This window comes from Mycobacterium sp. URHD0025 (genome assembly GCF_000426065.1).
Classification (GTDB): Bacteria; Actinomycetota; Actinomycetes; order Mycobacteriales; family Mycobacteriaceae; genus Mycobacterium.
In genome coordinates, this window is the sequence record NZ_AUEQ01000011.1 from 1 (window position 1) to 26,536 (window position 26,536).

20 protein-coding genes are annotated in these 26,536 nt (G+C 67.6%); 12 read left to right on the top strand and 8 right to left on the bottom strand.

The features are described from left to right. Positions 1 to 381: MspA family porin (locus H977_RS0116940; RefSeq protein ID WP_036476357.1), on the bottom strand; the 381-nt coding region annotated here is incomplete at its 3' end. A gap of 544 nt (positions 382 to 925) precedes the next feature. On the opposite strand from H977_RS0116940, the gene H977_RS0116945 reads away from it, so the two are divergent. Beyond that, the gene (locus tag H977_RS0116945; RefSeq protein ID WP_231395984.1) at positions 926 to 1,366 is read left to right on the top strand and encodes a TFIIB-type zinc ribbon-containing protein; all 441 of its coding nucleotides are present in this window, start codon (positions 926 to 928) and stop codon (positions 1,364 to 1,366) included. Here H977_RS0116945 and H977_RS0116950 read toward each other — a convergent pair. Further along, a complete protein-coding gene (locus tag H977_RS0116950) occupies positions 1,324 to 2,103 on the bottom strand; it encodes a phosphotransferase family protein (protein WP_029108962.1) in 780 nt (259 codons plus the stop codon). The two genes, H977_RS0116945 and H977_RS0116950, sit on opposite strands and share 43 nt — an antisense overlap. A gap of 20 nt (positions 2,104 to 2,123) precedes the next feature. Then, entirely contained in the window at positions 2,124 to 2,594 is a 471-nt protein-coding gene (locus tag H977_RS0116955) for a carboxymuconolactone decarboxylase family protein (protein ID WP_029108963.1), read from the bottom strand. A gap of 49 nt (positions 2,595 to 2,643) precedes the next feature. Between H977_RS0116955 and pdxR the strand changes: the two genes are divergently transcribed. Next, positions 2,644 to 4,062, top strand: coding sequence for a MocR-like pyridoxine biosynthesis transcription factor PdxR (gene pdxR / locus H977_RS0116960; RefSeq protein ID WP_029108964.1), 1,419 nt, complete (start codon positions 2,644 to 2,646; stop codon positions 4,060 to 4,062). A 26-nt stretch (positions 4,063 to 4,088) separates the two neighbouring features. Here the strand turns inward: pdxR and H977_RS0116965 are convergent, their stop codons facing one another. Further along, entirely contained in the window at positions 4,089 to 4,715 is a 627-nt protein-coding gene (locus H977_RS0116965; protein ID WP_029108965.1) for a trimeric intracellular cation channel family protein, read from the bottom strand. Positions 4,716 to 4,763: 48 nt separating this feature from the next. Between H977_RS0116965 and H977_RS0116970 the strand changes: the two genes are divergently transcribed. The 4 genes from H977_RS0116970 (at position 4,764) to katG (ending at position 9,400) form a co-directional block, all read left to right on the top strand. Further along, positions 4,764 to 5,162 carry a GtrA family protein gene (locus H977_RS0116970; RefSeq protein WP_036476301.1) on the top strand — a complete coding sequence of 133 codons (399 nt, stop codon included), beginning with the start codon at positions 4,764 to 4,766 and terminating at the stop codon, positions 5,160 to 5,162. Positions 5,163 to 5,200: 38 nt separating this feature from the next. Beyond that, a complete protein-coding gene (gene dprE1 / locus H977_RS0116975) occupies positions 5,201 to 6,583 on the top strand; it encodes a decaprenylphosphoryl-beta-D-ribose oxidase (RefSeq protein WP_029108967.1) in 1,383 nt (460 codons plus the stop codon). Positions 6,584 to 6,754: 171 nt separating this feature from the next. Continuing rightward, positions 6,755 to 7,159: a Fur family transcriptional regulator gene (locus H977_RS0116980; protein WP_036476360.1), complete on the top strand. Its 405-nt coding sequence runs from the start codon at positions 6,755 to 6,757 to the stop codon at positions 7,157 to 7,159. A 33-nt stretch (positions 7,160 to 7,192) separates the two neighbouring features. After that, on the top strand, positions 7,193 to 9,400 hold the full coding sequence (gene katG / locus H977_RS0116985; RefSeq protein ID WP_029108969.1) for a catalase/peroxidase HPI: 2,208 nt from the start codon (positions 7,193 to 7,195) through the stop codon (positions 9,398 to 9,400). Positions 9,401 to 9,461: 61 nt separating this feature from the next. Here the strand turns inward: katG and H977_RS0116990 are convergent, their stop codons facing one another. Then, the gene (locus tag H977_RS0116990; protein ID WP_029108970.1) at positions 9,462 to 10,094 is read right to left on the bottom strand and encodes a TetR/AcrR family transcriptional regulator; all 633 of its coding nucleotides are present in this window, start codon (positions 10,092 to 10,094) and stop codon (positions 9,462 to 9,464) included. A gap of 1 nt (position 10,095) precedes the next feature. Further along, positions 10,096 to 11,178 (bottom strand): oxygenase MpaB family protein, encoded by a 1,083-nt coding sequence (locus tag H977_RS0116995; RefSeq protein WP_029108971.1) that lies wholly within the window; start codon positions 11,176 to 11,178, stop codon positions 10,096 to 10,098. A gap of 138 nt (positions 11,179 to 11,316) precedes the next feature. Here H977_RS0116995 and dprE2 point away from each other — a divergent pair, with 138 nt between their 5' ends. The 5 genes from dprE2 to H977_RS0117020 all read left to right on the top strand — a co-directional run bounded on the left by dprE2 (position 11,317) and on the right by H977_RS0117020 (position 23,784). Further along, the gene (dprE2, locus tag H977_RS0117000) at positions 11,317 to 12,081 is read left to right on the top strand and encodes a decaprenylphospho-beta-D-erythro-pentofuranosid-2-ulose 2-reductase (protein ID WP_029108972.1); all 765 of its coding nucleotides are present in this window, start codon (positions 11,317 to 11,319) and stop codon (positions 12,079 to 12,081) included. Beyond that, on the top strand, positions 12,081 to 13,952 hold the full coding sequence (locus H977_RS0117005) for a galactan 5-O-arabinofuranosyltransferase (protein WP_029108973.1): 1,872 nt from the start codon (positions 12,081 to 12,083) through the stop codon (positions 13,950 to 13,952). Before dprE2 ends, H977_RS0117005 begins: the two co-directional genes overlap by 1 nt. Continuing rightward, positions 13,942 to 17,220 (top strand): arabinosyltransferase domain-containing protein, encoded by a 3,279-nt coding sequence (locus tag H977_RS0117010; protein WP_502691178.1) that lies wholly within the window; start codon positions 13,942 to 13,944, stop codon positions 17,218 to 17,220. The genes H977_RS0117005 and H977_RS0117010 overlap by 11 nt, the downstream gene beginning before the upstream one ends. A gap of 79 nt (positions 17,221 to 17,299) precedes the next feature. Continuing rightward, positions 17,300 to 20,566, top strand: a complete 3,267-nt coding sequence (locus H977_RS0117015) for an arabinosyltransferase domain-containing protein (protein WP_036476304.1) — start codon at positions 17,300 to 17,302, stop codon at positions 20,564 to 20,566. Then, entirely contained in the window at positions 20,563 to 23,784 is a 3,222-nt protein-coding gene (locus H977_RS0117020; protein ID WP_029108976.1) for an arabinosyltransferase domain-containing protein, read from the top strand. The genes H977_RS0117015 and H977_RS0117020 overlap by 4 nt, the downstream gene beginning before the upstream one ends. A gap of 77 nt (positions 23,785 to 23,861) precedes the next feature. On the opposite strand, the gene H977_RS0117025 is transcribed toward H977_RS0117020, so the two are convergent. Next, positions 23,862 to 24,308: an SRPBCC family protein gene (locus tag H977_RS0117025; RefSeq protein ID WP_036476306.1), complete on the bottom strand. Its 447-nt coding sequence runs from the start codon at positions 24,306 to 24,308 to the stop codon at positions 23,862 to 23,864. 40 nt (positions 24,309 to 24,348) lie between these two features. Here H977_RS0117025 and H977_RS0117030 point away from each other — a divergent pair, with 40 nt between their 5' ends. After that, positions 24,349 to 24,957, top strand: coding sequence for a TetR/AcrR family transcriptional regulator (locus H977_RS0117030; protein WP_029108978.1), 609 nt, complete (start codon positions 24,349 to 24,351; stop codon positions 24,955 to 24,957). Between the two features lie 13 nt (positions 24,958 to 24,970). On the opposite strand, the gene H977_RS0117035 is transcribed toward H977_RS0117030, so the two are convergent. Next, positions 24,971 to 26,389, bottom strand: coding sequence for a phytoene desaturase family protein (locus tag H977_RS0117035; protein ID WP_029108979.1), 1,419 nt, complete (start codon positions 26,387 to 26,389; stop codon positions 24,971 to 24,973). Positions 26,390 to 26,536 lie beyond the last annotated feature (147 nt).

Genomic DNA, 26,536 nt, shown 5'->3' on the forward strand with positions numbered 1-26,536 from the left:
CGGTGAGATCGACGCATCGTCGAGCAGGATGTTGGGGGTCGTGTAGGAGAAGTTGATCCCCACACCCAGCGACCACGGGAAGCCGATCTGGTAACCCAGCTCCAAGGTGCCCTCGAAGTCCTCGGCCCCGGCGCCCTCGACGTGATACTTGGCCCGACCGGAATGGAACCACTCACGGGTCAGCCGGTTGCGGTCCAGCGGGAACACACCATTGAGGAAGGTGTCCCACTGCTGAACGGTCAGAGTCCGGTCCTGACCATCGACCAGGCTCAGTTCATTGTCCAGACCCGCATGAGAAGTGCCTGCGCCTATGAAGAGGCCCGCGAGGACCCCGGCCATTGCGGTCACCAATGCGACCAGCACTCGACTGAATGCCTTCATGTTCTCCCTAGCTGTGTCGGTGATCCGATTCGTGCGTCACCAACCAAGGGTCCCCACCCTAGAGATCCATCGATGAACGGCGCCCGATTAGGGCCATCACATCCGGTTCTCATGCCTTGCTCATGATTGGCAGGACGAAACGTAACCGGGCGGCACCATGGCGGCAACGGCAACAGTTTCCCGCCGACGAGAAGACAAACCTCGGTACAAAGTTTGCTAGATCAGCACCTGGCTGCGTCACACTTTCGCTGTTCTTTGCCTGTGGGCGCGGCACGCACCCGGCGGACCGAACTGCCAAGCGAGCGCCGCACCAACACTCTTCAATGGGTCGGGAACTGCCGTTTCACCCTTTTCACTGAAGTCGCGCCGGGCAATCACGCTGAGCGGAAGCATTGCCGTCACGAGCGTCAATACCGCGGAACCGCCCGCCGGCCGCACCGGGTTTGCGCTTGCTGTGTAAACACTCCGTTACGCGGCAACCAACGCCGGGATTAACTGAACCGCCGCCACTCGGCACGCATGGCCGACACCGATATTCCGATTTGTGACTGACATCACAGCCAAGGCGATGGTGGAAGTGCCTTTCCGTCCCCTCGCGGGACCCGACCGGACTTCACAGGCACTCCACAGCGGGGTCGGACGTTATGGCGATATGAGCATCCCGCCATATGAGCCCCCGAAGCCCCCTGCGTCGCCCGGTGTCGGCAACACCCTGCTGTGCCCGAAGTGCGCCGGGGTGATGAAGACCTACGAACGCAACGGCGTCCATCTGGAGCAATGCGACACGTGCCGCGGCATCTTCCTGGACTTCGGCGAGCTCGAGGCGCTGACACAAATGGAGAACCGATTCGTCCAGGCGCCGCCACCGCCGCAGGCGCACCCGGGTTACAACCAGGGCTATTCGGACCACGGACCCGGCTGGGGTCACCGCGGCAACAAGCACTACCGCAAGCAGGGCTTCGGCCGGCTGTTCTTCTCCAGCTGAGGCATCCGCGCGCAGGCCGCCGCCAGCAGATCGTCGTCAGGATCGTTGGCGGCGGACTGGATGACGGCGGCCCGGGCGAACGGTTCCAGGACAGTCCACGGATCCCCTGGCGGCAGGGCGGGGCCGCCGGCCGCCCGGTAGGCGTCGAGGAACAGGAACCAATCGGCGTCGGGAATGAGCCCGGCCGCCCAGAACCCGGCGGGACGCGCCAGATCCCAAGCCGGATCGCCGAATCCGAGGTCATCGACATCGATCAGTTGCCAGCGTCCGTCATGCCGGCCCACCTGGCCCAGGTGAAAATCGCCGTGCACGAGGGTTCGCGGTCGGTCCTGTGACCCCGCTCGCCACGCAACCGCGGGCAGGCCCGCCGCAGCCCGCGACACGACGCGGCCACCCTGCTGCCGAGCCCGTTCGACCGCACGTCGCAGCCTCGCCGGCCAGCCGTGCGGTGGCAATCGCTCGGTGACCGGCACGGTGTGCAGCGTCGCCAGCAGCCGCGCGATGTCGGCCCACGGCACGCATTCCGGTTGCCCGGCAACGGTTTCCACCACGGGCCAACGAGTCAGCCAGCGGCCGGCCACCGGAGCGGGCACGAGGGCCAGCGGGCTCAGCAGTGCGCTGACCCGGCCGGCCGCGCCAAGCCGGGCGCGCAGTGCGCGCGGATCGGTGCCCGGCCGGTGGAGCTTGTGCACGACGGAGCCGCGCACCGTGACGTCTGCACCTGACCGGGTCCGCACGCCTCCAGTCTCCCGCGAGATCAGCGGCGCGGCGGCACCGCCTTCACGACCGCGTTGATCCGGTTCCAGGCATTGATCGTGACTGCCATCGAAACGACCTGACCCAGCTCACGTTCGGTGAAGGCGGCGGCCGCGCGCGCATAGACGGCATCGGAGACCGGTCCGCGGCTCAGGTCTGTGACGGCCTCGGTCAACGCCAACGCGGCCTTCTCCTGCTCGGTGAACAGGTCGCCGGCCTCCTCCCAGGTCGCGATCAGGGACAGCCGCTGCTCGGTCTCGCCGTGTTGGCGGGCGTCATGGGTGTGCATGTCGAGGCAGAAGGCGCAGTGGTTGAGTTGCGAAGCGCGGATCTTGATCAGCTCGGCGATCGTCGGATCGAGGTCTTTGGCTGCCGCGTTCGACAGCGTCATCATCGCGTCGTAGAGCTCGGGCGAGGCTTTGTAGATCTTGAGGCGGTCAACGGTTGCGGTGGGTTCGAGTGTCTGTGTCATGCCACCAACGCTAGCCCGGATAATACCGCCTAGATGGTTCAATATTGCAGTGACTACGCGGGCCAATTCAGGTAGCCGGGACCTGCACCTCGATCTGCGCGCGCTCATCGAGCCGGGCAGCCGTACTGCCCGTGAGCAGCTGATCACCGCACTTCGGGACGGCATCCGCAGCGGCAGGCTGAGCACCGACACGCGGCTGCCGCCGTCGCGCACCCTGGCCGCCGATCTGGGATTGGCCCGCAACACCGTGGCCGAGGCCTACGCCGAACTGGTCGCCGAGGGCTGGCTGGCATCGCGCCAGGGGGCGGGCACCTGGATCGCCCGCACCGCCGCGCCGCGGCCGGCCCCGCGTCCCCGCCGCATTCCCGCCGTCGCGCGACACAACCTGATGCCCGGCTCACCCGATGTGTCGGAGTTCCCCCGGTCGGCCTGGTTGGCGTCGGCGCGCCGGGCCATCACGAACGCGCCGGTCTCGGACCTGCGGATGGGTGATCCGCGCGGACCGCTGGCACTGCGCGAGGCACTCACCGAATATCTGGGCCGCGTACGCGGCGTGCGAGCCACCCCCGAATCGATCGTGATCTGCTCCGGCGTGCGCGAGGGGGTCGAGCTGATAGGCCGGGTGCTCGGTCCCGAGCGGGCGATCGCGGTCGAGGCACACGGGCTGTTCATCTTCCGCGACGCACTCGCCGCGGCGGGTGTGCCCACGACACCGATCCGCCTCGACGACCACGGCGCGGTGATCGGCGACCTGGACGGGCTGGAGGCGCCGGCAGTGCTGTTGACACCCGCCCATCAGAGTCCGTTCGGCATGGCCCTGCACCCGGGCCGGCGCGCCGCGGTCATCGACTGGGCGCAGCGCACCGGCGGATACGTGCTGGACGACGATTACGACGGTGAGTTCCGCTACGACCGCCAACCCGTCGGCGCCCTGCAGTCGCTGAACCCGGAACGCGTGGTCTACCTCGGATCGGCCAGCAAGAGCCTGGCCCAGGTGATGCGAGTGGGCTGGATGGTGCTGCCCGACGCATTGATCGACCCGGTCATCGCGGCAGCGGGCGGATCGCAGTACCACGTCGACGCCCTCACGTCCCTGACCCTGGCCGACTTCATCCGCAGCGGTGGCTACGACCGGCACATCCGGCGGATGCGCAACCGCTACCGACGGCGACGCGATGCGCTGGTTGCCGCACTGGCCGAGTTCGACCTCCGCATCGGCATCGGCGGATTGGCGGCCGGAGTGAATATGCTGCTCACCCTGCCCGACGGGGCCGAACCGGAGGTGCTGCGCCGAGCCGGCCAGGCCGGGATCGCACTGTCCGGGCTCTCGATCATGCGGCACCCGCTGGCCGGACCGGACACCCCGGACCCCGACGGGATCATCATCGGGTTCGGGGCGCCCGCAGATCACGCCTTCGGGCGGGCGGTCGACGCGCTGTGCGAGGTTCTGGCGGCCACGTTGCGCTAGGCCGCGTTGCGCTAGGACACCTTCCGCTAGGGATCGTCACCCACGATCAGGTCCGGCGGTCCGGTGGGCAGCCGCCAGCCGAATACCAACGCGACCAGTCGCAGCGCCGTCGCCAGCACGGTGCCCACCGCCAGGCCGACCCATTGCGGACCGAAGTAGTCGATGACCGCGTACGCCGTCGCACCGATCAGGGCCGGGACGGCATACAGATCGGCCGGCCGCATCAGCATCGGGATCTCACGGACCAGCACGTCGCGGATGATGCCGCCGCCGATCGCGGTGGTCATCCCGATCAGTACCGCCGCGAACCAGCTGGCCCCGTGGTCGACGGCGAACGCCGCACCCGATGTCGCGAAGAAGCCCATGCCGATCGCGTCCAGCGGAAGCACGATGTGGTTGAACCGGATCAGGTACTTCGCAGTGAGCGTCGCCACGGCCGTCGCCGCCACCGCAACGGTGATGTTGGGCCAGTGCTGAATAGAGGTGGGCGGATGGACACCCAGGAAGACGTCACGGATCACCCCGCCGCTGACGCCGGTCAGCACCCCCAGCGCCGCGATACCGAACAGATCGAAGCCCTTACGGATCGCCACCATGGCCCCAGAGGACGCGAACACCGCGATCCCGAGGTCGTTGAGCACCGTCTGCAGCACGACTGCACGGTACGGCCTCGCTAAGCTGCCTGGGTGGCTGAACCCGTCATGTCGCCGACCCTTGACCTCAAAACGCAGGCGTTCCGGTTCGTCGTGACCGGCGGACTGTCGGCGGTCGTGGACTTCGGGCTCTACGTCCTTCTCTACAAGGCCTTCGGGGTGCAGGTAGACCTCGCCAAGACCATCGGTTTCATCGTGGGAACCACCACGGCCTACCTGATCAATCGGCGCTGGACCTTCCAGGCGCCTCCGAGCACAGCCCGGTTCATCGCGGTGTGGGCGTTGTACCTGGTCACGTTCCTGGTCCAGGTGGGGCTCAACCACCTGGTACTCCACCTGGCCGATTACCGCGCATGGGCGGTTCCGGTGGCATTCGTGATCGCCCAGGGCACCGCCACGGTGATCAACTTCATCGTGCAGCGCGCGGTGATCTTCAAACTGCACTGAGGTCCGGGCCCGCCTACTGCCGGGTACGCTTCTCTGCGATGTCGACTACCGATCTGCCGACCACTCCCAAGCGCCTGACTGGCTGGGGCCGGACCGCACCGACCGTGGCACAGGTGCTTTCAACGAGCGATCCCGAGGTCATCGTCAGGGCCGTGACGCGGGCCGCCGAAGAGAAGGGCCGGGGCGTGATCGCCCGCGGCCTGGGCCGCTCCTACGGCGACAACGCGCAAAACGGTGGCGGCCTCGTCATCGACATGTCGGCGCTGAACCAGATCCACTCGATGGACGCCGCGACATGCATCGTCGACGTCGACGGTGGGGTGAACCTCGACCAGCTGATGCGGGCCGCGCTGCCGCTGGGCCTGTGGGTTCCGGTGCTGCCGGGCACTCGACAGGTGACCATCGGCGGGGCCATCGGATGTGACATCCACGGCAAGAACCACCACAGCGCAGGCAGTTTCGGCAACCACGTGCGCAGCATCGACCTGCTGACCGCCGACGGGCAGGTTCGCAAGCTCACCCCCGAAGGCGACGAGTCCGAGCTGTTCTGGGCCACCGTCGGCGGCAATGGCCTCACCGGCATCATCCTGCGCGCGACCATCGAGATGACGCCCACCGAGACCGCTTACTTCATCGCCGACGGCGACGTCACCCACACGCTCGACGAGACCATCGAGTTCCACAGCGACGGCACCGAGGACAACTACACCTATTCCAGCGCGTGGTTCGACGCGATCAGCGCTCCGCCCAAGCTGGGTCGCGCCGCGATCTCGCGCGGCTCGCTGGCGACGCTCGATCAACTACCCAAGAAGCTGCAGAAGAATCCGCTGAAATTCGATGCACCGCAATTGCTTACGCTGCCCGACGTATTTCCCAACGGATTGGCCAACAAGTACACGTTCGGCCCTATCGGTGAGCTGTGGTACCGGAAATCGGGCACCTACCGCAACAAGGTGCAGAACCTGACGCAGTTCTATCACCCCCTGGATATGTTCGGGGAGTGGAACCGGGCGTATGGCCCCGCAGGATTCGCGCAGTACCAGTTCGTGGTGCCCACAGATGCGGTCGACGAATTCAAGCGCATCATCTACGACATCCAGCGCTCCGGGCACTACTCCTTCCTCAATGTGTTCAAGCTCTTCGGCCCCGGCAATCAGGCGCCGCTGAGTTTCCCGATCCCCGGCTGGAACGTCTGCGTGGACTTCCCCGTCAAACCGGGGGTCGGCGAGTTCCTCACCGAACTCGACCGCCGCGTAATGGAATTCGGTGGCCGGCTGTACACCGCCAAGGATTCCCGTACCACCGCCGAGACGTTCCACGCCATGTATCCACGCATCGACGAGTGGATCGCGGTGCGCCGCAAAGTCGACCCGGATGGGGTGTTCGCCTCGGACATGGCGCGTCGACTGGAGCTCCTCTAGAGGCGGTCCTCGCCGGACGCCGAGATTGCCATCAGGGACGGGATCAGCGCCGGTCCTGTACCTGAGCGCAATCCGGGCACGCAGCTGGAATACGCGAGAATTTTATTCTTGACTAATTCCAGAAAAGGGACAAGACTTCGGTTCGTGTCGACAACCGGGGACTTCGAGCAGATGCTGCGAAGCGCCGACATGCGGGTCACCCGCCCTCGTGTGGCCGTGCTCCATGCAGTCCACGCACATCCGCACGCCGATACCGACACCATCATCCGTGCCGTGCGCGACGATCTGCCCGACGTCTCGCATCAGGCCGTATACGACTCGTTGCACGCGCTGACCGCCGCAGCGCTGGTGCGGCGCATCCAACCATCCGGTTCGGTCGCCCGGTACGAATCACGTATCGGCGACAACCACCACCACGTCGTGTGCCGTTCGTGCGGCGCAATCGCCGACGTGGATTGCGCGGTCGGGTCGGCCCCTTGCCTGACCGCGTCAGAAGACCACGGCTTCGAGATCGATGAGGCCGAGGTCATCTATTGGGGCACTTGCCCCGAATGTTCCGTTGCTCCAAGTAGATAACCCTTAACCCGTCAGCCCCGGAAAGGATTTGTCATGGCTGAAGCCGAAACCCATCCCCCTATCGGTGAATCGCAGACCGAACCCGCCGAAAGCGGTTGTCCCATGCGGATCAAGCCCCCCGTCGAGGGTGGCAGCAACCGCGACTGGTGGCCCAACGCGGTCAACCTGAAGATCCTGCAGAAGAATCCGCCTGCGATCGACCCGACCGATGAGGGCTACGACTACCGCGAGGCTGTCAAGAGTCTCGATTTCGAGGCCTTCGAGCGCGATTTCGATGAGCTGCTGACCAATTCGCAGGACTGGTGGCCCGCCGACTTCGGGCACTACGGCCCGCTGTTCGTCCGGATGTCCTGGCACGCCGCCGGCACCTACCGGGTGGAAGACGGCCGCGGTGGCGGCGGGCGCGGCATGCAGCGCTTCGCCCCGCTGAACAGCTGGCCCGACAACGTGAGCCTGGACAAGGCCCGCCGGCTGCTGTGGCCGCTGAAGAAGAAGTACGGCAAGCAGATCTCGTGGTCCGACCTGATCGTCTACGCGGGCAACCGCGCCCAGGAGCACATGGGCTTCAAGACCGCCGGTTTCGCCTTCGGTCGCCCCGACTTCTGGGAGCCCGAGGAGGACGTCTACTGGGGTGCAGAGCACGAGTGGCTGGGCTCCCAGGAGCGGTACGCCGGCTCCGACGGTGACCGCACCAAGCTGGAGAACCCGCTCGGCGCCAGTCACATGGGTCTGATCTACGTGAATCCGGAAGGCCCCGAAGGCAATCCAGATCCGGTCGCCGCGGCCATCGACATCCGCGAGACCTTCGGCCGGATGGCGATGAACGACGTCGAGACCGCCGCGCTGATCGTCGGCGGCCACACCTTCGGCAAGACCCACGGCGCCACCGAGATCGAGAACGGGGTGGAGCCCGAGGCCGCACCGCTCGAGCAGATGGGCCTGGGCTGGGCCAACCCCGGTGTCGGCAACGAAACCGTCAGCAGCGGCCTCGAGGTGACCTGGACCCACACCCCCACCAAGTGGGACAACTCGTTCCTGGAGATCCTCTACGGCAACGAGTGGGAGCTGACCAAGAGCCCGCAGGGCGCGAACCAGTGGAAGCCCAAGGACAACGGCTGGGCCAACTCGGTGCCGATGGCGCAGGGCAGCGGCAAGACCCACCCGTCGATGCTGACCACCGACCTGTCGATGCGGATGGACCCGATCTACGGTGAGATCACCCGCCGCTGGCTGGATCACCCCGAGGAGCTGGCCGAGGAGTACGCCAAGGCCTGGTTCAAGCTGCTGCATCGCGATCTGGGCCCGGTGACGCGTTACCTCGGTCCGCTGGTGCCGAAGCAGACCTGGGCGTGGCAGGACATCGTCCCGGCGGGCAAGCCGCTGAGAGATGCCGATGTCGAGACCCTCAAGGCGGCCATCGCCGGATCGGGTCTGACCACCCAGCAGCTCGTGGACACCGCGTGGAAGGCCGCGTCGTCGTACCGGTCCAGTGACATGCGCGGCGGGGCCAACGGCGGCCGTATCCGGCTGCAGCCGCAGCTCGGCTGGGAGGTCAACGAGACCGACGAGTTGACGCCGGTGATCAGCAAGCTCGAGGAGATCCAGGCTGCCTCGGGCACCTCAGTCTCCTTCGCTGACCTGGTAGTGCTCGGCGGGGTTGTCGGCCTCGAAAAGGCAATCAAGGCTGCCGGTTTCGATGTCGCGGTGCCGTTCACGTCCGGTCGCGGGGACGCCACCCAGGAGCAGACCGACGTCGAGTCGTTCTCCTACCTTGAGCCCAAGTCCGACGGCTTCCGCAACTTCGTGGGCAAGGGCGACAACCTGCCCGCCGAATACCGCCTGATCGACCGCGCCAACCTGCTCGGTCTGACGGCTCCGGAGATGACCGTGTTGGTCGGTGGCCTCCGGGCGCTGGGCGCCAACCACGGCGGCTCGGACCTCGGGGTGTTGACGGAGAACAAGGGTCAGCTGACCAACGACTACTTCGTCAACCTGACCGACATGGGTACCAAGTGGGCGCCCGCACCGGCCGATGACGGCACCTATGTCGGAACCGATCGGGCCACGGGCACACCGAAGTGGACCGCCAGCCGCGTCGACCTGCTGTTCGGCTCGAACTCGCAGCTGCGGGCTCTGGCCGAGGTGTACGCCGAGGACGATTCCAAGGAGAAGTTCGTCAAGGACTTCGTCGCGGCCTGGACCAAGGTGATGAACGCCGACCGGTTCGATCTGACCGCCTGATCATCTGATCGCTGAGTAACACGACACCCCGCGGGCTTGAAGCTCGCGGGGTGTTGTTGTCTCACTGGGGCTTTGCCCGCACGGCCCGGTAGGCGGCCTTGCCGAAGGTGTCGGCAAGCAACCCCTGATCGTCAGGATCGTCGGAGTCGAGCATCTTTCGGACGGCCGCCTCGCAGATCGCCAGGAACACCTCGACCAGCATGGGCAGCGTGGCATCGAGCTCGGCGACCTGCCACCGCTGCAGCAGTGGCCGCATCACGGTGGCGAGTTGCCCCCGGACGCGCTCACGCCCCCGGGCGATGGCGGTGGTCAGCACCGGGTCGGGGTCGGCGCCGAACATGATGCGCCACGAGGCCGGGCGCTCACGCACCGTCCTGTGCAGCGCGCGGAACCCGTCGACGAACAGCTGCTCGATGGAGCCGGTGCGCTGCGGCGGCAACAACTCGAGCAGGCTCGCGAGGACCACGTCGGTTTCCCGATCCAGCAGTGCGGCAAGCACTTCCCCGCGGCCGGGATAGCAGGCGTAGACCACCGGCCGGGTGACCCCCAACCGGTTCGCGATGTTTCCCATCGTCACGTCGGCCAGGCCCTGCTGAGCGGCGATCTCCAGCGCGGTGTCGAGCACCTGGGGCCGACGCCGTTCCGGGCCCAGATGTTCGGCGCGGGACCGGTTGGCGATGGCGGCGCGGTTCACATCAACCGATCGTGCCGAGGATGGGCTGGGATTCCAAGATGCCCTCGTCACTCGGTGCGCGGCCCTCGCCGAACACGCGGACCTGCTGGCGCTCGCGCAACTCGAAGTGCGCCTGGCTGGGCGCGGCGTAGCCATAGCGACGTTGGGCCTCGCGCGGCGTCGTGGTGACGGGTTCTTTCGGCGGAACCGAGAGCAGGACCCGCGCGCCGATCGGCAGAGTCGCCGGAGAGAGCAGGCGGAGCAGGATCAGCTCGAGGCGCGTACTCATGGCGACCACCCTGAACCCGACCCGCAGCGGTAGCACCGCCAGCGCGTCGAGAACCCGGGAAGTGCTGAGCCCGGCCATCTCTCGCATCCAGCGCGGCATCGTCGCCAAGGTGCCGCGGCGCAGGAACGCGGTGACCACCGCTGTGCCCGGACGCAATGGCAGCGGCATCCTGGGCAACATCACGTCGGCGCCCAGCAGGTGATGCATCGCCTGGCGGGCGATATCGGACCCGATCAGCTGGGGTCGCATCTTGTCGAAGTACTCCCGGATGCCCTCGCGCGTCAGCGGAACGTCGGAGGGATCGCAGGTTTGAAGTTCGGCGGCTATCGAGCATTCCCGCCAGTACTGCAACTCCTCTTCGGGCGGCAGCGGACCGGGACCGTACTTCTCATAGGCCACCAGGATGGAATGCCAGGCGGTGAGGTGGATCCACAACTGTGAGTCGGGATCGTTGGCGTCGTAGGTTTTTCCGGTGACCGGGTCGGTTCCGATGGCCTTGGAGTGGATCTTGACCAGGACGTCGGCCGCCTTCGTGGTGGCGCGGCTGTCGTCGAACGCCACCATGGCGAAGTACCGGAGCGTGCGGTCGTACCGGGTGCGCGGCCGCGCGTAGATCTCGTGGGTCTTGTCGACCGCCGCGACGAGCGCTGGATCCAGTTCCTCGATGACGACGGCGCGCTGGAACCCGATCGACAGCGACGTGGGATAGCTCCACACCTTCCATGTCACCGAATCGGGACCGAAGAACCCGTAGTCCTCCCCCGGTTCGGTCTCGGGCAACGTCAGCCAGTCGCGGATCGCCATGATCTCCCCCATTTCCTACACGATGTAGAAAAAACCTACGTCGTGTAGGAAATCCGGTCAAGAGCCAGCGCTCGGATTGCTCCGGATTTCCAGAGGGGACCGCACGGTACCCTCGTCACGATGTTCCCCCGAGGCTTGGAGCTGCGTTAGATGGTGTTCGACGCCGTAGGTAACCCACAGACGATTCTGCTGCTCGGCGGCACTTCAGAGATCGGGCTGGCGATCTGTGAGCGCTATCTGCGCGACACCTCTGCCCGCATCGTGCTGGCCGCCCTGCCCGGCGACCCGGGCCGCGACGACGCGGTGACCCAGCTGCGCAATGCCGGAGCCAGCGCGGTTGAGGTCATCGACTTCGACGCGCTCGACACCGCCAGCCATCCCGCCGTGATCGACAAGGCCTTCGCCTCCGGTGACGTGGATGTCGCCATCGTCGCGTTCGGCCTGCTCGGCGACGCCGAAGAGTTGTGGCAGAACCAGCGCAAGGCTGTGCAGATCGCCGAAATCAATTACACCGCAGCCGTTTCCGTCGGCGTACTGGTAGGCGAGAAGATGCGGGCCCAGGGTTACGGCCGAATCATCGCGATGAGCTCCGCCGCGGGCGAGCGGGTGCGCCGGTCCAACTTCGTCTACGGCTCCACCAAGGCCGGGCTCGACGGGTTCTACCTCGGCCTCGGTGAGGCGCTGCGCGAATTCGGCGTGCGGGTGCTGGTGATCCGCCCCGGACAGGTGCGCACCCGGATGAGCGCGCACGTCAAGGAAGCGCCGCTGACAGTCGACAAGGAATACGTCGCCGATCTGGCCGTCACCGCATCAGCCAAAGGCAAGGAGCTGGTCTGGGCGCCGGGTGCGTTCCGCTACGTGATGATGGTTCTGCGGCACATCCCGCGGCCGATCTTCCGCAAGCTTCCTATCTGATGCAGACGCGCCCGGCCAGGGTCATCGGACACATGGTGATCGCCCTGATGCTCGCCTCGGCGGTGGCCGGGGTGTCGATCGCCGCGATCGCCCAGGTCCAATGGCCGGCCTACAACACCTCCAACCAACTGCACGCGCTCACCACCGTGGGCCAGGTCGGTGCACTGGCCGGAATCTTCGCCGCCGGGCTGATCTGGCGCCGGGGCCGGCGCACGCTGGCCCGGCTGGCCGCACTGCTCTTCCTGTCGGCGTTCTCGGTGGTCACGCTCGCGATGCCGCTGGGCGCCAGCAAGCTGTACCTGTTCGGGGTTTCGGTCGACCAGCAGTTCCGCACCGAATATCTGACCCGGCTCGCCGACACCCCCGGCCTGCACGACATGACCTACTTCGGGCTGCCGCCGTACTACCCGGCCGGCTGGTTCTGGATGGGCGGCCGCATCGCCGCCGCCACCGACACCCCGGCCTGGGAGATGTTCAAGCCCTGGTCCATCGTGTCCGTCACCATCGCGGTCGCCCTCGCATTCGTGTTGTGGGCGACCATGATTCGCTTCGAGTCCGCGCTGATCGTCACCACGGCGAGCACAGCCGCGATGCTGGCCTACGCCTCCACCGAGCCCTACGCCGCGATCATCACCGTGCTGCTGCCGCCCGTGTTCGTGCTGGCCTGGTCCGGACTGAGAGGTAAAACCCGCAACGGTGGCTGGGCCGCCGTCATCGGCGTCGGGATCTTCCTGGGGTTCACCGCCCTCCTCTACACCCTGCTTTTCCTCTACTGCGCGTTCACGCTGACCATCATGGGGCTGGTCCTCGCCGTCGCCCGCCGGAGCATCGAGCCGCTGCTCAGGGGCGTCGTCATCGCGGCGATCGCAGGCGCGATCGCCCTGCTCACCTGGGCCCCGTACCTCTTGGCCGCACTGCGCGGCGAACCGGCCGAGAAGGGCACCGCCCAGCACTACCTGCCCGACGCCGGCGCCCAGCTGACCTTCCCGATGCTGAGCTTCACACTGCTGGGCGCACTGTGCATGCTCGGCACCCTGTGGCTGGTGGTCCGGGCCCGCACTTCGACCCGGGCCGGCGCGCTGGCCGTCGCCGTGCTCGCCGTCTACGCGTGGTCCCTGCTGTCGATGCTGACCACACTGGCCGGCACCACGCTGCTGTCCTTCCGGTTGCAGCCCGCCCTGACCGTGCTGCTGACCACCGCCGGGGCGTTCGGCTTCATCGAGACGACGCAGGCGATCGCGAGGCGCTATCAGGAGGACACCGCGCACCGTGTCGTCGCCGCGGCAGCGGCCATCGGCTCGATCGGCGCCATCACGTTCAGCCAGGACATCCCCGACGTGCTGCGCCCCGACATCAACGTGGCGTACACGGACACCGACGGCACCGGCCAGCGGGCCGACCGCCGGCCCCCCGGGGCCGAGCGCTACTACCGCGAGATCGACGCCAAGATCTCCGAGGTCACCGGGGTGCCGCGCAACCAGACCGTGGTGCTGACGGCCGATTACAGCTTCCTGTCGTACTACCCGTATTACGGATTTCAGGGGCTGACGTCTCATTACGCCAACCCACTCGCCGAGTTCGACAAGCGCGCCAAGGCGATCGAGGGCTGGGCCACGATGAGCAAGCCCGACGAGTTCGTGAAGGCCCTCGACGAAATGCCGTGGGAAGCGCCGACCGTGTTCCTCATGCGCCACGGCGCGAACGACACCTACACGCTGCGTCTGGCCTCCGATGTGTACCCCAACCAGCCGAACGTGCGCCGCTACCACGTGGCGCTGGACGCGGCACTGTTCAAAGATCCACGTTTCGAGGTGACCGACATCGGCCCGTTCGTGCTGGCGATCAGAAAGCCCATTCCCGATGGCCATTAATTCCGGCGCCGAAACGCCGATAGCATCAGAGCCCGTGACGGGACCGCAGGGAACCGCCGGCAGCAACCACCGGACGGTGCGGCTCATCGCGATCGTCGCCGGGCTGCTCGGCGTACTGATGGCGGTGGCGACACCGCTGCTACCGGTCAAACAGACCACTGCCCAGCTGAACTGGCCGCAGAACGGCACGTGGCAGAGCATCAACGCGCCGCTGATCGGGTACGTCGCCACCGACCTGACCATCACCGTGCCGTGCCAGGCGGCCGCCGGACTGGCCGGACCGGAGAACCGCGCGCGCACGGTGCTGTTGTCCACCGTGCCGAAGCAGGCACCCAAGGCCATCGATCGTGGCCTGCTGATCGAGCGGGTCAACAACGACCTGCTGGTCATCGTCCGCAACACCCCGGTGGTCAGCGCGCCGCTGGACGCGGTACTCAGCCCGGCCTGCCAGACCCTCACATTCACCGCCCACGCCGACAAGGTGACCGGGGAATTCGTCGGGCTGACCCAAGGTGACGCCAGTGCCACCGCCGACCACCCCGACGCGCCCCTGCGCGGCGAACGCGGCGGCTACGACTTCCGGCCGCAGATCGTCGGCGTCTTCACCGACCTGTCCGGCCCGGCACCCGAGGGCCTGAAGTTCTCGGCGACCATCGACTCCCGCTACAGCAGTGCCCCGACGCTGCTCAAGATGCTGGCGATGATCATCGGTGTCGCGATGACCGTCATCGCGCTCACCGCGCTGCATCGTCTCGACACCGCCGACGGTGTCCGGCACCGGCGCTTCCTGCCGCCCCGCTGGTGGTCGATGACCCCGCTTGACGGACTGGTCGCCGCCGTCCTGGTGTGGTGGCATTTCGTCGGGGCCAACACCTCCGACGACGGCTACATCCTGACGATGGCCCGGGTGTCCGATCGCGCCGGCTACATGGCCAACTACTACCGCTGGTTCGGCACCCCAGAAGCTCCGTTCGGCTGGTACTACGACTTGCTGGCGCTGTGGGCCCACGTCTCCACGGCCAGCATCTGGCTACGGCTGCCCACCCTGCTGATGGCCCTGGCCTGCTGGTGGGTGATCAGCCGGGAAGTGCTGCCGCGGCTCGGCCGAGCGGTCAAGACCAACCGGGCGGCCGCCTGGACCGCCGCCGGCATGTTCCTGGCGTTCTGGCTGCCGCTCAACAACGGCCTGCGGCCCGAACCGATCATCGCCCTCGGCATCCTTTTGACCTGGTGTTCGGTGGAACGCGGGGTGGCCACCAACCGCATGCTGCCGGTGGCCATCGCGATCATCATCGGCGCGCTGACCCTGTTTTCCGGACCCACCGGCATCGCCGCCGTCGGTGCTCTGCTGGTCGCCGTGGGACCGCTGAAAACCATTGTGGCCCGGCACACCTCACGCTTCGGGCATCTGGCGCTGCTGGCCCCGATCCTGGCCGCGTGCACCGTCACCATCATCCTGATCTTCCGCGACCAGACCCTGGCCGGCGAGATCCAGGCCAGCAGCTTCAAATCCGCCGTCGGCCCCAGCCTGGCCTGGTTCGACGAACACATCCGGTACTCACGGTTGTTCACCTCCAGCCCGGACGGCTCGGTGGCCCGGCGCTTCGCGGTGCTGACGCTGCTCGTGGCACTGGCGGTGTCGATCGCGATGACGCTGCGCAAGGGCCGCATCCCCGGCACCGCGGCCGGCCCGAGCCGGCGCATCATCGGCATCACCATCATCTCGTTCCTCGCCATGATGTTCACCCCCACCAAGTGGACCCATCACTTCGGTGTGTTCGCCGGACTGGCAGGGTCGCTCGGTGCGCTCGCGGCCGTCGCGGTGACCGCCGCGGCCATGAAGTCGCGGCGCAACCGGTCGATGTTCGCCGCGCTCGTACTGTTCGTCGTGGCGCTGTCGTTCGCGACCGTCAACGGCTGGTGGTACGTCTCCAACTTCGGGGTGCCGTGGTCGAACTCCTTCCCCGAGTGGCACTTCGGCGTCACCACGATCCTGCTCGGCTGCTCGGTACTGGCCCTGCTCGGCGCGGCCTGGTTCCACTTCAGCGGTCGCGACAAATCCCCGGACGCCCCGCAGCGCCGCTGGCAACGAATCGTGCAATCACCGCTGGCCATCGCCGCCTGGGTGCTGGTGATGTTCGAGGTGGTGTCCCTGACCCTCGCGATGACCGATCAGTACCCGGCCTGGTCCGTCGGGCGCTCCAACCTCGAGGCCCTCACCGGCAAGACGTGCGGGCTGGCCAGCGACGTGATGGTCGAGGAGAACGCCAACGCCGGCCTGCTGGCACCGATCAGCGAACCACCCGGGCAAGCCCTCGGTGCCGTCACCGCGCAGGGCTTCGGCCCCAACGGCATCCCGTCGGACGTCTCGGCCGACCCGGTGATGGAACAGCCCGGTGCCGGCAACTTCGCCGACACCGATTCCGGCACCGTCACCGGCAGCGAGGTGGGCACCGAAGGTGGCACCACCGCGGCCGCGGGCATCAACGGTTCGCGCGCCCGCCTGCCCTACGGCCTCGACCCCGCCACCACCCCGGTGCTGGGCAGCTGGCGCGCCGGCACCCAGCAGCCCGCGATCATGCGCTCGGCCTGGTATCGGTTGCCCGACCGCGACAAGGCCGGACCGCTCCTGGTGGTCTCGGCCGCCGGCCGCTTCGACCCGGGCGAGGTGGTGGTGCAGTGGGCCACCGACGCACAGGCCGTGGAGAACAAGCCCGGCGGCGGCATCGGTTTCGCCGACGTGGGCGCCGCCCCGGCCTGGCGAAATCTGCGCGCCCCGATGGCCGCCATCCCGCGAGAAGCCACGCAGATCCGGCTGGTCGCCTCCGACGACGACCTGGCCCCGCAGCATTGGATCGCGGTGACCCCGCCCCGGATTCCGCAACTGCGCACCCTGCAGGACGTCGTCGGTTCCCAGGATCCCGTGCTGCTCGACTGGCTTGTGGGCCTGGCGTTCCCGTGCCAGCGGCCGTTCGGCCATCAGTACGGCGTCACCGAGGTGCCCAAGTGGCGGATCCTGCCGGACCGCTTCGGCGCCGAGGCCAACTCACCGGTGATGGACTATCTGGGCGGTGGCCCGCTGGGCATTTCCGAACTGTTGCTGCGGCCGTCGAGCGTCCCGACTTATCTGCGCGACGACTGGTTCCGGGACTGGGGCTCGCTGCAACGGCTCACACCGTGGTATCCCGACGCCGAACCTGCCCGTCTGGACCTCGGCACCGCCATCCGCGGCGGACTGTGGAGCCCGGCGCCGCTGCGACACAGCTGAGACACAGCTCGGACAACTCTCCTGAGCACGCGGCAGGGGAGACCGGGCCTCACATACGGGTCGCATAACATCGAGCCTCGTGCCTTCCGATGAGCCAACCGACCGTGTTGTGGGCATCGCACGCCTGATCGCCATCGTCGCGGGCATCGCGGGTGTGGTGTTGTGCGCGCTGGTGCCACTGCTGCCCGTCAAACAGACCACTGCGACCGTCCTGTGGCCGCAGGGCACCGACACGGCAGGAAACGTCACCTCGGTGACGGCCCCTTTGGTGTCGGGCGCCCCGCAATCCCTCGACGTGTCCATCCCGTGCTCGGCGATCGCCACGCTGCCCCCTGAAGGCGGACTGGTGTTCTCGACCATCCCCGCGGGCGGCATCGACGCCAGCCGCAACGGGCTGTTCGTGCGGGCCAACACCGAAACCGTGGTGGTCGCGTTCCGCGACTCGGTGGCGGCCGTCGCTCCCCGCGCGGCGATCAACGCCGGCGGCTGCAGCGCGCTGCACCTGTGGGCGAACCTCGGTGGCGTGGGGGCCGACTTCACCGGAATCCCCGGCGCCACCGGCACCGCGGCCGTGGAGAAGAAGCCTCAGGTCGCCGGCCTGTTCACCGACTTGAAGATGGCCCCGCAGCCCGGGCTCAGCGCCCGGGTCGACATCGACACCCGGTTCATCACCTCCCCGACCCCGCTGAAACTGCTGGTGATGGCCCTCGGCGTGGTGTGCGTGGTGGCCTCGATCGCCGCGCTTGCCGTGCTGGACCGGCGCGGCTGTCATCGAGTGCGCGGCGCGTGGCGACGCTTCGTGAAAGTTCCGCTCGCCACGTGGATCGCCGACATCGGCGTCATTGGCGGCCTGCTGCTGTGGCACGTCATCGGCGCGATCTCCTCGGACGACGGCTACAACCTGACCATCGCGCGGGTATCGGCCGACGCCGGCTACACCGCCAACTACTTCCGATACTTCGGCGCCACCGAGGCGCCGTTCGACTGGTACCAGTCGGTGCTCGCCCACTTCGCGGCGATCAGCACGGCCGGCGTCTGGATGCGAGTCCCCGCCACCCTGGCCGCCATCGGTACCTGGCTGCTGCTGAGCCGCTGGGTGCTACCGCGCCTCGGACGGCGCCTCGCGCTCAACCGGGTCACCATGTGGACCGCCGGCGCGGTGTTCCTGGCCGCCTGGCTGCCCTTCAACAACGGCCTGCGGCCCGAACCGCTGATCGCCTTCGGCGTGCTCGCGGTGTGGGCCCTCGTCGAGACGACAATCGGAACTCACCGCGTCTGGCCCACCTGCCTGGCGATCGTCGTCGCGGCGCTCAGCGTGACCCTCGCCCCGCAGGGAATCATCGCCGTCGCCCCGCTGCTGGTCGGCGCCCGCAGCGTCGTCGGCGTGATCCGCGGCCGCCGCATCGCCTTGCCCTCGCTGGCCGCACTCGCCGGCTCGGCCGCACTGATCTTCGTCGTGGTGTTCCGCGACCAGACGCTGGCCACGGTCGCCGAATCGGCCCGGATCAAGTACACCGTCGGCCCGACCATCTCCTGGTACCAGGAATTCCTGCGCTACTACTTCCTGACCGTCGAAGACTCCGTGGACAGCTCCCTGACCCGCCGCTTCGCGGTCCTGGCCATGATGCTGTGCCTGTTCGGCATGATGGCCGTGCTCCTGCGCAAGGGCCGGGTTCCCGGACTGGTGAGCGGACCGGCGTGGCGACTGATCGGCACCACCGCGGTCGGCCTGCTGTTGCTGCACTTCACCCCGACCAAGTGGGCCGTACAGTTCGGTGCCTTCGCCGGGCTGGCGGCCGCGCTCGGCGCGGTGACGGCCTTCGCCTTCGCCCTGGTGGGCCTGCACAGCCGACGCAACCTCGCCCTCTACGTCACGGCACTGCTGTTCGTACTGGCCTGGGCCACCTCGGGCAACAACGCCTGGTTCTACGTCGGCAACTACGGCGTGCCCTGGTTCGACCGCCAGCCGGTGATCGCCGGACACCCGGTCACCACCATGTTCCTGGCCCTGGCCATCATCACCGCGGTGCTGGCCGGCTGGCTGCACTTCCGAATCGACTACGCCGGGCACACCGAGGTGGCCGACACCCGGCGTAACCGGGTGCTGGCGTCGACGCCGCTGCTCGTGGTCGCACTCATCATGGTGGTACTCGAAGTCGGCTCGATGGCCAAGGGCTTCGTCCAGCGCTATCCCGTGTACACCACCGCGGCGGCCAACGTGCGCGCGTTGAGTTCGGGACTGTCATCGGACAGTTGCGCCATGGCCGACGACGTTCTGGTCGAACCGGACGTCAACGCGGGCATGCTGCAACCGGTGGAAGGCCAGACCTACGGCGAGTACGGCCCACTGGGCGGACAGAACCCGGTCGGCTTCACCCCCAACGGCATCAGCGACACCCTCGAACCACCGAAGCCCGTCGTCGCCAACCCCGGCACGGTCAACTCAGACGGATCGCCCAACAAGCCCAACGTGGGCATCGCCTACGCCGCGGGCACCGGTGGCGGCTACGGACCCGTCGGCGTCAACGGCTCCCGGGTGTACCTGCCGTTCGGGCTGGACCCGGCCCGCACGCCGGTGATGGGCAGCTACAAGGAGAACTCCCTGGCTGCCAAGGCCACCTCGGCCTGGTACCAACTCCCGCCCCGTAGCGCGGACCGGCCCCTGGTGACCGTCGCCGCCGCGGGCGCCATCTGGTACTACGACGAAGAACATGAGTTCCACTACGGCCAGTCTCTGAAGCTGCAGTGGGGTGTGCACCGTCCCGACGGCAGCTTCCAGGCCCTGGACGCCGTGCAACCCATCGACGTGTTCGCCCAATACGCCTGGCGCAACCTGCGTTTCCCGCTGGCCTGGGCGCCGCCGGAGGCCAACGTGGCGCGGATCGTCGCCGACGACCCGAACCTCTCCGATGACCAGTGGTTCGGCTTCACCCCGCCGCGGGTGCCGACCCTGCAGACGGCGCAGCAATTCCTGGGCGCACAGACGCCGGTGCTGATGGACATCGCGACCGCCGCGAATTTCCCCTGCCAGCGCCCGTTCTCCGAACGTCTGGGTGTGGCCGAGCTGCCGGAGTACCGCATCCTTCCCAACGTCAAGCAAGTGGTGGTGTCGTCGAACATGTGGCAGTCCGCCCAAAAGGGTGGTCCCTTCCTCTTCATCCAGGCGCTGCTGCGCACGTCGACGATTCCGACGTATCTGCGTGACGACTGGTACCGGGACTGGGGCTCGATCGAGAAGTACGACCAGGTGGTGCCGGCCGGGCAGGCGCCCGTCGCCGACATCGATCAGGGAACCCAGCGGGTGTTCGGCTTCAGCCGGCCCGGACCGATCCGGGCCCTGCCATGATCGACCAGCGTGACAAGAACATTCAGGTGACCCGCTGGGTCGCGATGATCGCCGGCCTGATCGGCTTCCTGTGCGCGGTCGCCACACCGCTGCTGCCGGTGGTGCAGACCACCGCAACGCTGAACTGGCCGCAAGCCGGTCAGATGAACAGCGTCACCGCACCGCTGATCACCCAGACGCCGGTCACCATGTCGGTGACGGTGCCCTGCGAGGTGATCCGGTCGATGCCGCCCGAAGGCGGCATGCTGCTGGGCACCGCACCCAAGCAGGGCAGGCAGGCCGCGCTCAACGCGTTGTTCGTCAACGTCAACAGCAAGCGCGTCGACATCACCGATCGCAACGTGGTGATCGCGAGTGTGTCCCGGGAGAAGGCGAGTTCCGCCGCCTGCGACCGCATCGAGATCACCTCGAACGACAAGGGCACGTTCGCCACGTTCGTCGGGCTCACGGGCGCGGACGGCGGGCAGGAGCGCAGCGACCCGGGGAAGGACACAGCCAAGGAGCTGCGCACCGGCTTCCCTGACCCGAACCTGCGGCCCCAGATCGTCGGCGTCTTCACCGAGCTGAGCGGCCCCGCACCGCAAGGGCTTTCCCTGTCGGCCACGATCGACACCCGGTTCACCTCCAAGCCCACGGCCATCAAGCTGATCGCGATCGTGCTCGGGATCGCGGCCACCGTGGTGGCGTTGCTGGCACTGTGGCGGCTCGACCGGCTCGACGGACGGCGCATGCACCACCTGATCCCGTCGCGCTGGCGTACCTTCAGCGCCGTCGACGTGGTGGTGGTCGGCGGATTCCTGAGCTGGCACGTGATCGGCGCCAACTCGTCCGACGACGGCTACATCCTGCAGATGGCTCGGGTGGCCGACCACGCCGGCTACATGTCGAACTACTTCCGCTGGTTCGGCAGCCCCGAAGACCCGTTCGGCTGGTTCTACAACCTGCTGGCCCTGATGACCCATGTCAGCGACGCCAGCATCTGGATGCGGCTGCCCGACCTGATCTGCGCGCTGGTCTGCTGGTTGCTGCTGTCCCGTGAGGTGCTGCCCCGTCTCGGGCCCGCGGTGATCGCCTCCAAGCCGGCACTGTGGGCCGCAGGCCTGGTGCTGATGGCGGCGTGGATGCCGTTCAACAACGGACTGCGCCCCGAGGGCCAGATCGCCACCGGCGCATTGATCACCTACGTGCTGATCGAACGGGCCATCATCTCCGGACGGCTCACACCCGCCGCCATGGCGATCATCTCGGCGGCCTTCACCCTCGGCATCCAGCCGACCGGGCTGATCGCCGTCGCCGCACTGCTCGCCGGTGGTCGTCCACTGCTGCGCATTCTGGTGCGTCGCCGCCGCACGCTGGGCGTGTGGCCGCTGGTGCTGCCCCTGCTGGCGGCAGGCACGGTGATCCTGTGTGTGGTCTTCGCGGATCAGACACTGGCAACAGTGTTGGAGGCCACCAGGATTCGCACCGCCATCGGGCCGAGCCAGGAGTGGTACACCGAAAACCTGCGGTACTACTACCTGATCCTGCCGACGGTCGACGGCTCGTTGTCGCGCCGGTTCGGCTTCATCATCACCGCGCTGAGCCTGTTCGCCTCACTGTTCATCATGTTGCGGCGCAAGCGGGTTCCCGGTGTGGCCCGCGGGCCGGTATGGCGGTTGATGGGCATCATCTTCGCCACCATGTTCTGCCTGATGTTCACCCCCACCAAGTGGGTGCATCACTTCGGCCTGTTCGCGGCCGTGGGTGCGGCGATGGCGGCGGTGGTCACGGTGCTGGTGTCGCCGGTCGTGCTCCGCTCGGCACGCAACCGGATGGCCTTCACCTCGGCGGTCCTGTTCGTGATGGCGCTGTGCTTCGCCACCACAAACGGCTGGTGGTACGTGTCGAGCTACGGCGTGCCGTTCAACAACGACAAGCCCGCCATCGGCGGAATCACGGTGAGCGCCATCTTCTTTGCCCTGTTCGCCGTCACCGCACTGTGGGCGTACTGGTTGCACCTCCGGCCGTCGGCCGAGGGCCGGTTGGCGCGGCGGTTGACCGCGGCGCCGGTACCGCTGGCAGCCGGGTTCATGGTCGTGGTGTTCGTCGGCTCGATGCTCTACGGAGTGGTGCGCCAGGACGGCACCTACTCCAATGCGTCCTCGAACCTGCGCGCGTTCGCCGGCGGCTGCGGCCTGGCCGACGACGTACTGGTGGAACCCGACACCAATGACGGGTTCCTGACGCCGGCACCGGGTGAGTACGGCCCGCTGGGCCCACTGGGCGGCAGCGCACCGACCGGGTTCACCCCGAATGGCGTCCCGGACCATATTGTCGCCGAGGCGATTCGGATCACCGTGCCGATGCCGGGCATCGATGCCGACTGGAATGCGGACGCCAAGCTGAAGACCCCGGGCGTCAACGGGTCGACCGTGCCACTGCCGTACGGCCTGGACCCGGCCAGGGTTCCGCTGGCCGGCAGCTACACCGAAGGCCCGGCGCAGCAGGTGAGCAAGCTGGCCTCGGCCTGGTACCAGCTGCCCGCAGCCGACGCCGCCCACCCGCTGGTGGTCGTCACGGCTGCCGGAACCATCACCGGCAACAGCGTTTTCAACGGCCGCACCGAGGGCCAGACTGTTGAGCTGGAGTACGGACGGCCCGGTCCCGACGGCGCCGCGGTACCGGCCGGCCGGGTGTTGCCCTACGACCTGGGACCGATCCCGTCATGGCGCAACCTGCGCTTCGACCGCAGCGAGATTCCCGCCGACGCGACGTACGTCCGCGTCATCGCCGAGGACAATTCGCTGACCCCCGGAGACTGGATCGCGGTCACCCCACCCCGGGTGCCGGAGGTCAAGACCGTGCAGGAGTACATCGGCTCGAAGCAGCCGGTGCTTCTTGACTGGGCCGTGGGGCTGGCCTTCCCGTGCCAGCAGCCGATGCTGCATGCCAACGGTGTCACCGAGATTCCGAAGTTCCGGATCACCCCGGACTACGAAGCCAAGCGGAAGGACACCGACACCTGGGAGGACGGCATCAACGGCGGCCTGCTGGGTGTCAGCGACCTGCTGCTGCGTCAGCACGTCATGGCCACCTACCTGAACAAGGACTGGGGCCGCGACTGGGGTTCGCTGCGCAAGTTCGACACCATCGTCGACGCGGTTCCTGCTGAGATCGAGCTGGGCACCGCAACGCACAGCGGGCTCTACAAGCCGGGGCGGATCCGCATCGAGCCGTAGCCGTTCAGGTGCGGGCGCCGAATGGCCAGTTGTGACACGCGTACGACGAAAGACCGTGTCATAACTGGCCACTCGCGCTAACGGATGCCCTTTTCGGCGGCTGCGACGAGCTTGCGGGACAGCGTCCCGAGCACCACGCGCAGCACGAGCCAGTACGCCAGCCCGACCACGCGCCAACGGGTTTCGTAGCCGCCCTGCCACGTCACCAGCGTGCCGCCGGCCCCTTCGGTGAACGACACCTCGGCCTGATAATTCTGGATCGGACCTCCGGCGAGCATGGTGTAGCCGTGCCTGCGGTCCGGTTCGTGGATGGTGGTCATCTCGCGGGTCGGCTTTTTCCGGGTGCCCACCGCCCTGATGGCCCCGAGCCCGCCGTCGTCGGCCGGGCCTCGAGATTCCCAGGCCGAGTAGGGGATCAGGGGTTTGGCCCACTCCGACCACCGGGATCCGTCGGACACGATGACGAAGAGGGCCCGCGGCGAGGCCGTGGTGCGTCGGCGGATGATGCATTCATAGCGGTTCACGGTTCGCGACTTTAACAGAACAGTGTTCTATTATGTGGCGATGTCCGAATCCCCGCCGCCGTTCACGCGCGCACGCAGCGACGCCCAGCGTCGAGACCGGTTGGTCCACCTGCTCGCCACCACACGTGACCGCCTCACCCAGACGCCCGCCGCAACGCTGACATTGGGCGACGTGGCCGCCACTGCCGGTCTGGCGAAGTCGGGCATCCTGCGATACGTCAGCTCGCGCGAGGCACTGCTGCTGCGGGTGATGTACGACGAGCACCTCGCCTGGATCGACGCGCTGATCCAGGAACTGCGCGCGACCGCTCCGGCGACCGCACTGGCTCGCACCCTCGCCGCGCGGCCCGTGCTCTGCGATCTCATCGCCGCCTCGCCGGTGCTGATCAATCGGCTTGGCCCGCAAGAGATGCCGGACCTGATGGCTCAGGCCGAAGATGCCCGGCAACGCCTCGGCACGGCGCTACAGCCGACGCTTCCGCTGACCGATGAGCAGCTGGGCTCCCTCACCGCCGCGATTCACGCATTCACCGGGACGGCCTGGGCGTGGACGAGGCCCGGTCCGTCCGGACACACCACGATGGTCGCCGATTTCGAATCCACGGTGAACCGGCTGCTCGAGATCTTCATCGCGGGGCTTCTACGTTGAGCTGATTCGAGATTCAGCGGCGCCGCAGCCGGTCCAGCGCGCGGGCCGCGGCATTGGCTCCGCACATGCCGTGCGCCCCCGGCCCCGGCGGTGTCGCCGCCGAGCAGATGTACATGCCGGGGATCCCGACGTCGTAGGGCGCCAGCGTGGTCCGGGGGCCGAATGCCAGCTGACGAATGTCCTTGGCTCCGGTGCAGATGTCGCCGCCGACGTAGTTCGGGTTGTATACCGACATCTCGGTGGTCGACCGCACGGCGGTTCCGACGATCCGATCGGCGAAGCCGGGGGCGAACCGCTCGAACTGCGCGACGATCGCCTCCGTGGCATCACCCGTATAGCCGTGCGGCACATGGGCATACGCATAGATGGGATTGATCTCGCCGGCGGAGCGACCCGGATCGGCCAGGTACTGCTGGCCCACCAGGACGAAGGGCCGGCGCGGCATCCGTCCGGCATGGATCTCGCGTTCGGTGGCCGCGATCTCGTCGTAATCGCCGCCCAGATGCACCGTTCCGGCCCGACCCACCGCTGGATCGGCCCACGGAACCGGTCCCCGTATAGCGAAGTCGACCTTGAAAGCGCCCGGACCGTAACGGAACCGGCGGAAGCTGCGGGCGGTCCGCCGGGGTAGCCGGTCCCCCAGGATGTCGGCGACGGCCGTGGGAGCGAGGTCGAACATGGTGATGTCGGCGGGCGGCAACTCGGCAGCCGTGGTGATCCGGGTTCCGGTGTGCACCTTGACACCGAGTTCGGCCATAGCCGCGGCCAACGCGTCGGTGATGGCTTGGGAACCGCCTTCGGCGACGGGCCAGCCGTGCCGGTGCCCGGCCGTGAGGATCCCCAATCCGATGGCCGAGGTCATCGGGTAGTGCAGCGGCCGGAACGTGTGTGCCGCAACGCCTCCGAACAACGCCCGCGCCGCGGGGGTACGGAAGAACCGGGCGAACGTCGAGGCGGGTAGCACGGTGGGCGCGCCGAATCTGGCCAGCGCCAACGGATGTGCCGGGATACGCAGCAGTGGCCCCATGATGTCGTCGGCCAGCGTGTCGAAATTGGCGGCGGGACCGCCGAACACGAGCCGCCAGCGGACGCCGTCGGCACCGAGTCCGGCGGCGGTCTGCTCGACACTGCGGTACAGCAGGCCCGCGCCGCCATCGTCGAGGGGATGGGCGCAATCGATTTCGGGCCAGCGCCAGCGCAATCCGTGTCGTTCGAGATCCAGGCCGGCCAGAAACGCCGATCCCACGGCCATGGGGTGAATCGCCGCGCAGTGGTCGACGAGCAGACCGTCGACGGGGCCCGGTCCCGACCGCACTCCCCCGCCGATCTCGGCGGCGGCCTCCAGCACGGTGACCTCGTGGCCGGCCTGGGCCAGCACGATGGCAGCCGCCATACCGTTGGGTCCACCGCCCACCACGACCGCGGTGCTCATCGCCGGCCCCCTCTCACCGTCAGACTAGCGAGCCGAAAGCCAGCCAACACATGCTGCCTGTGGACAACTTGTGGATGGTTTTCCAGTCGTCGGCCATCACAGCTGGTCAGCGGGGGCGATTTCGAATTACACGCTTGTGAGTAAGGC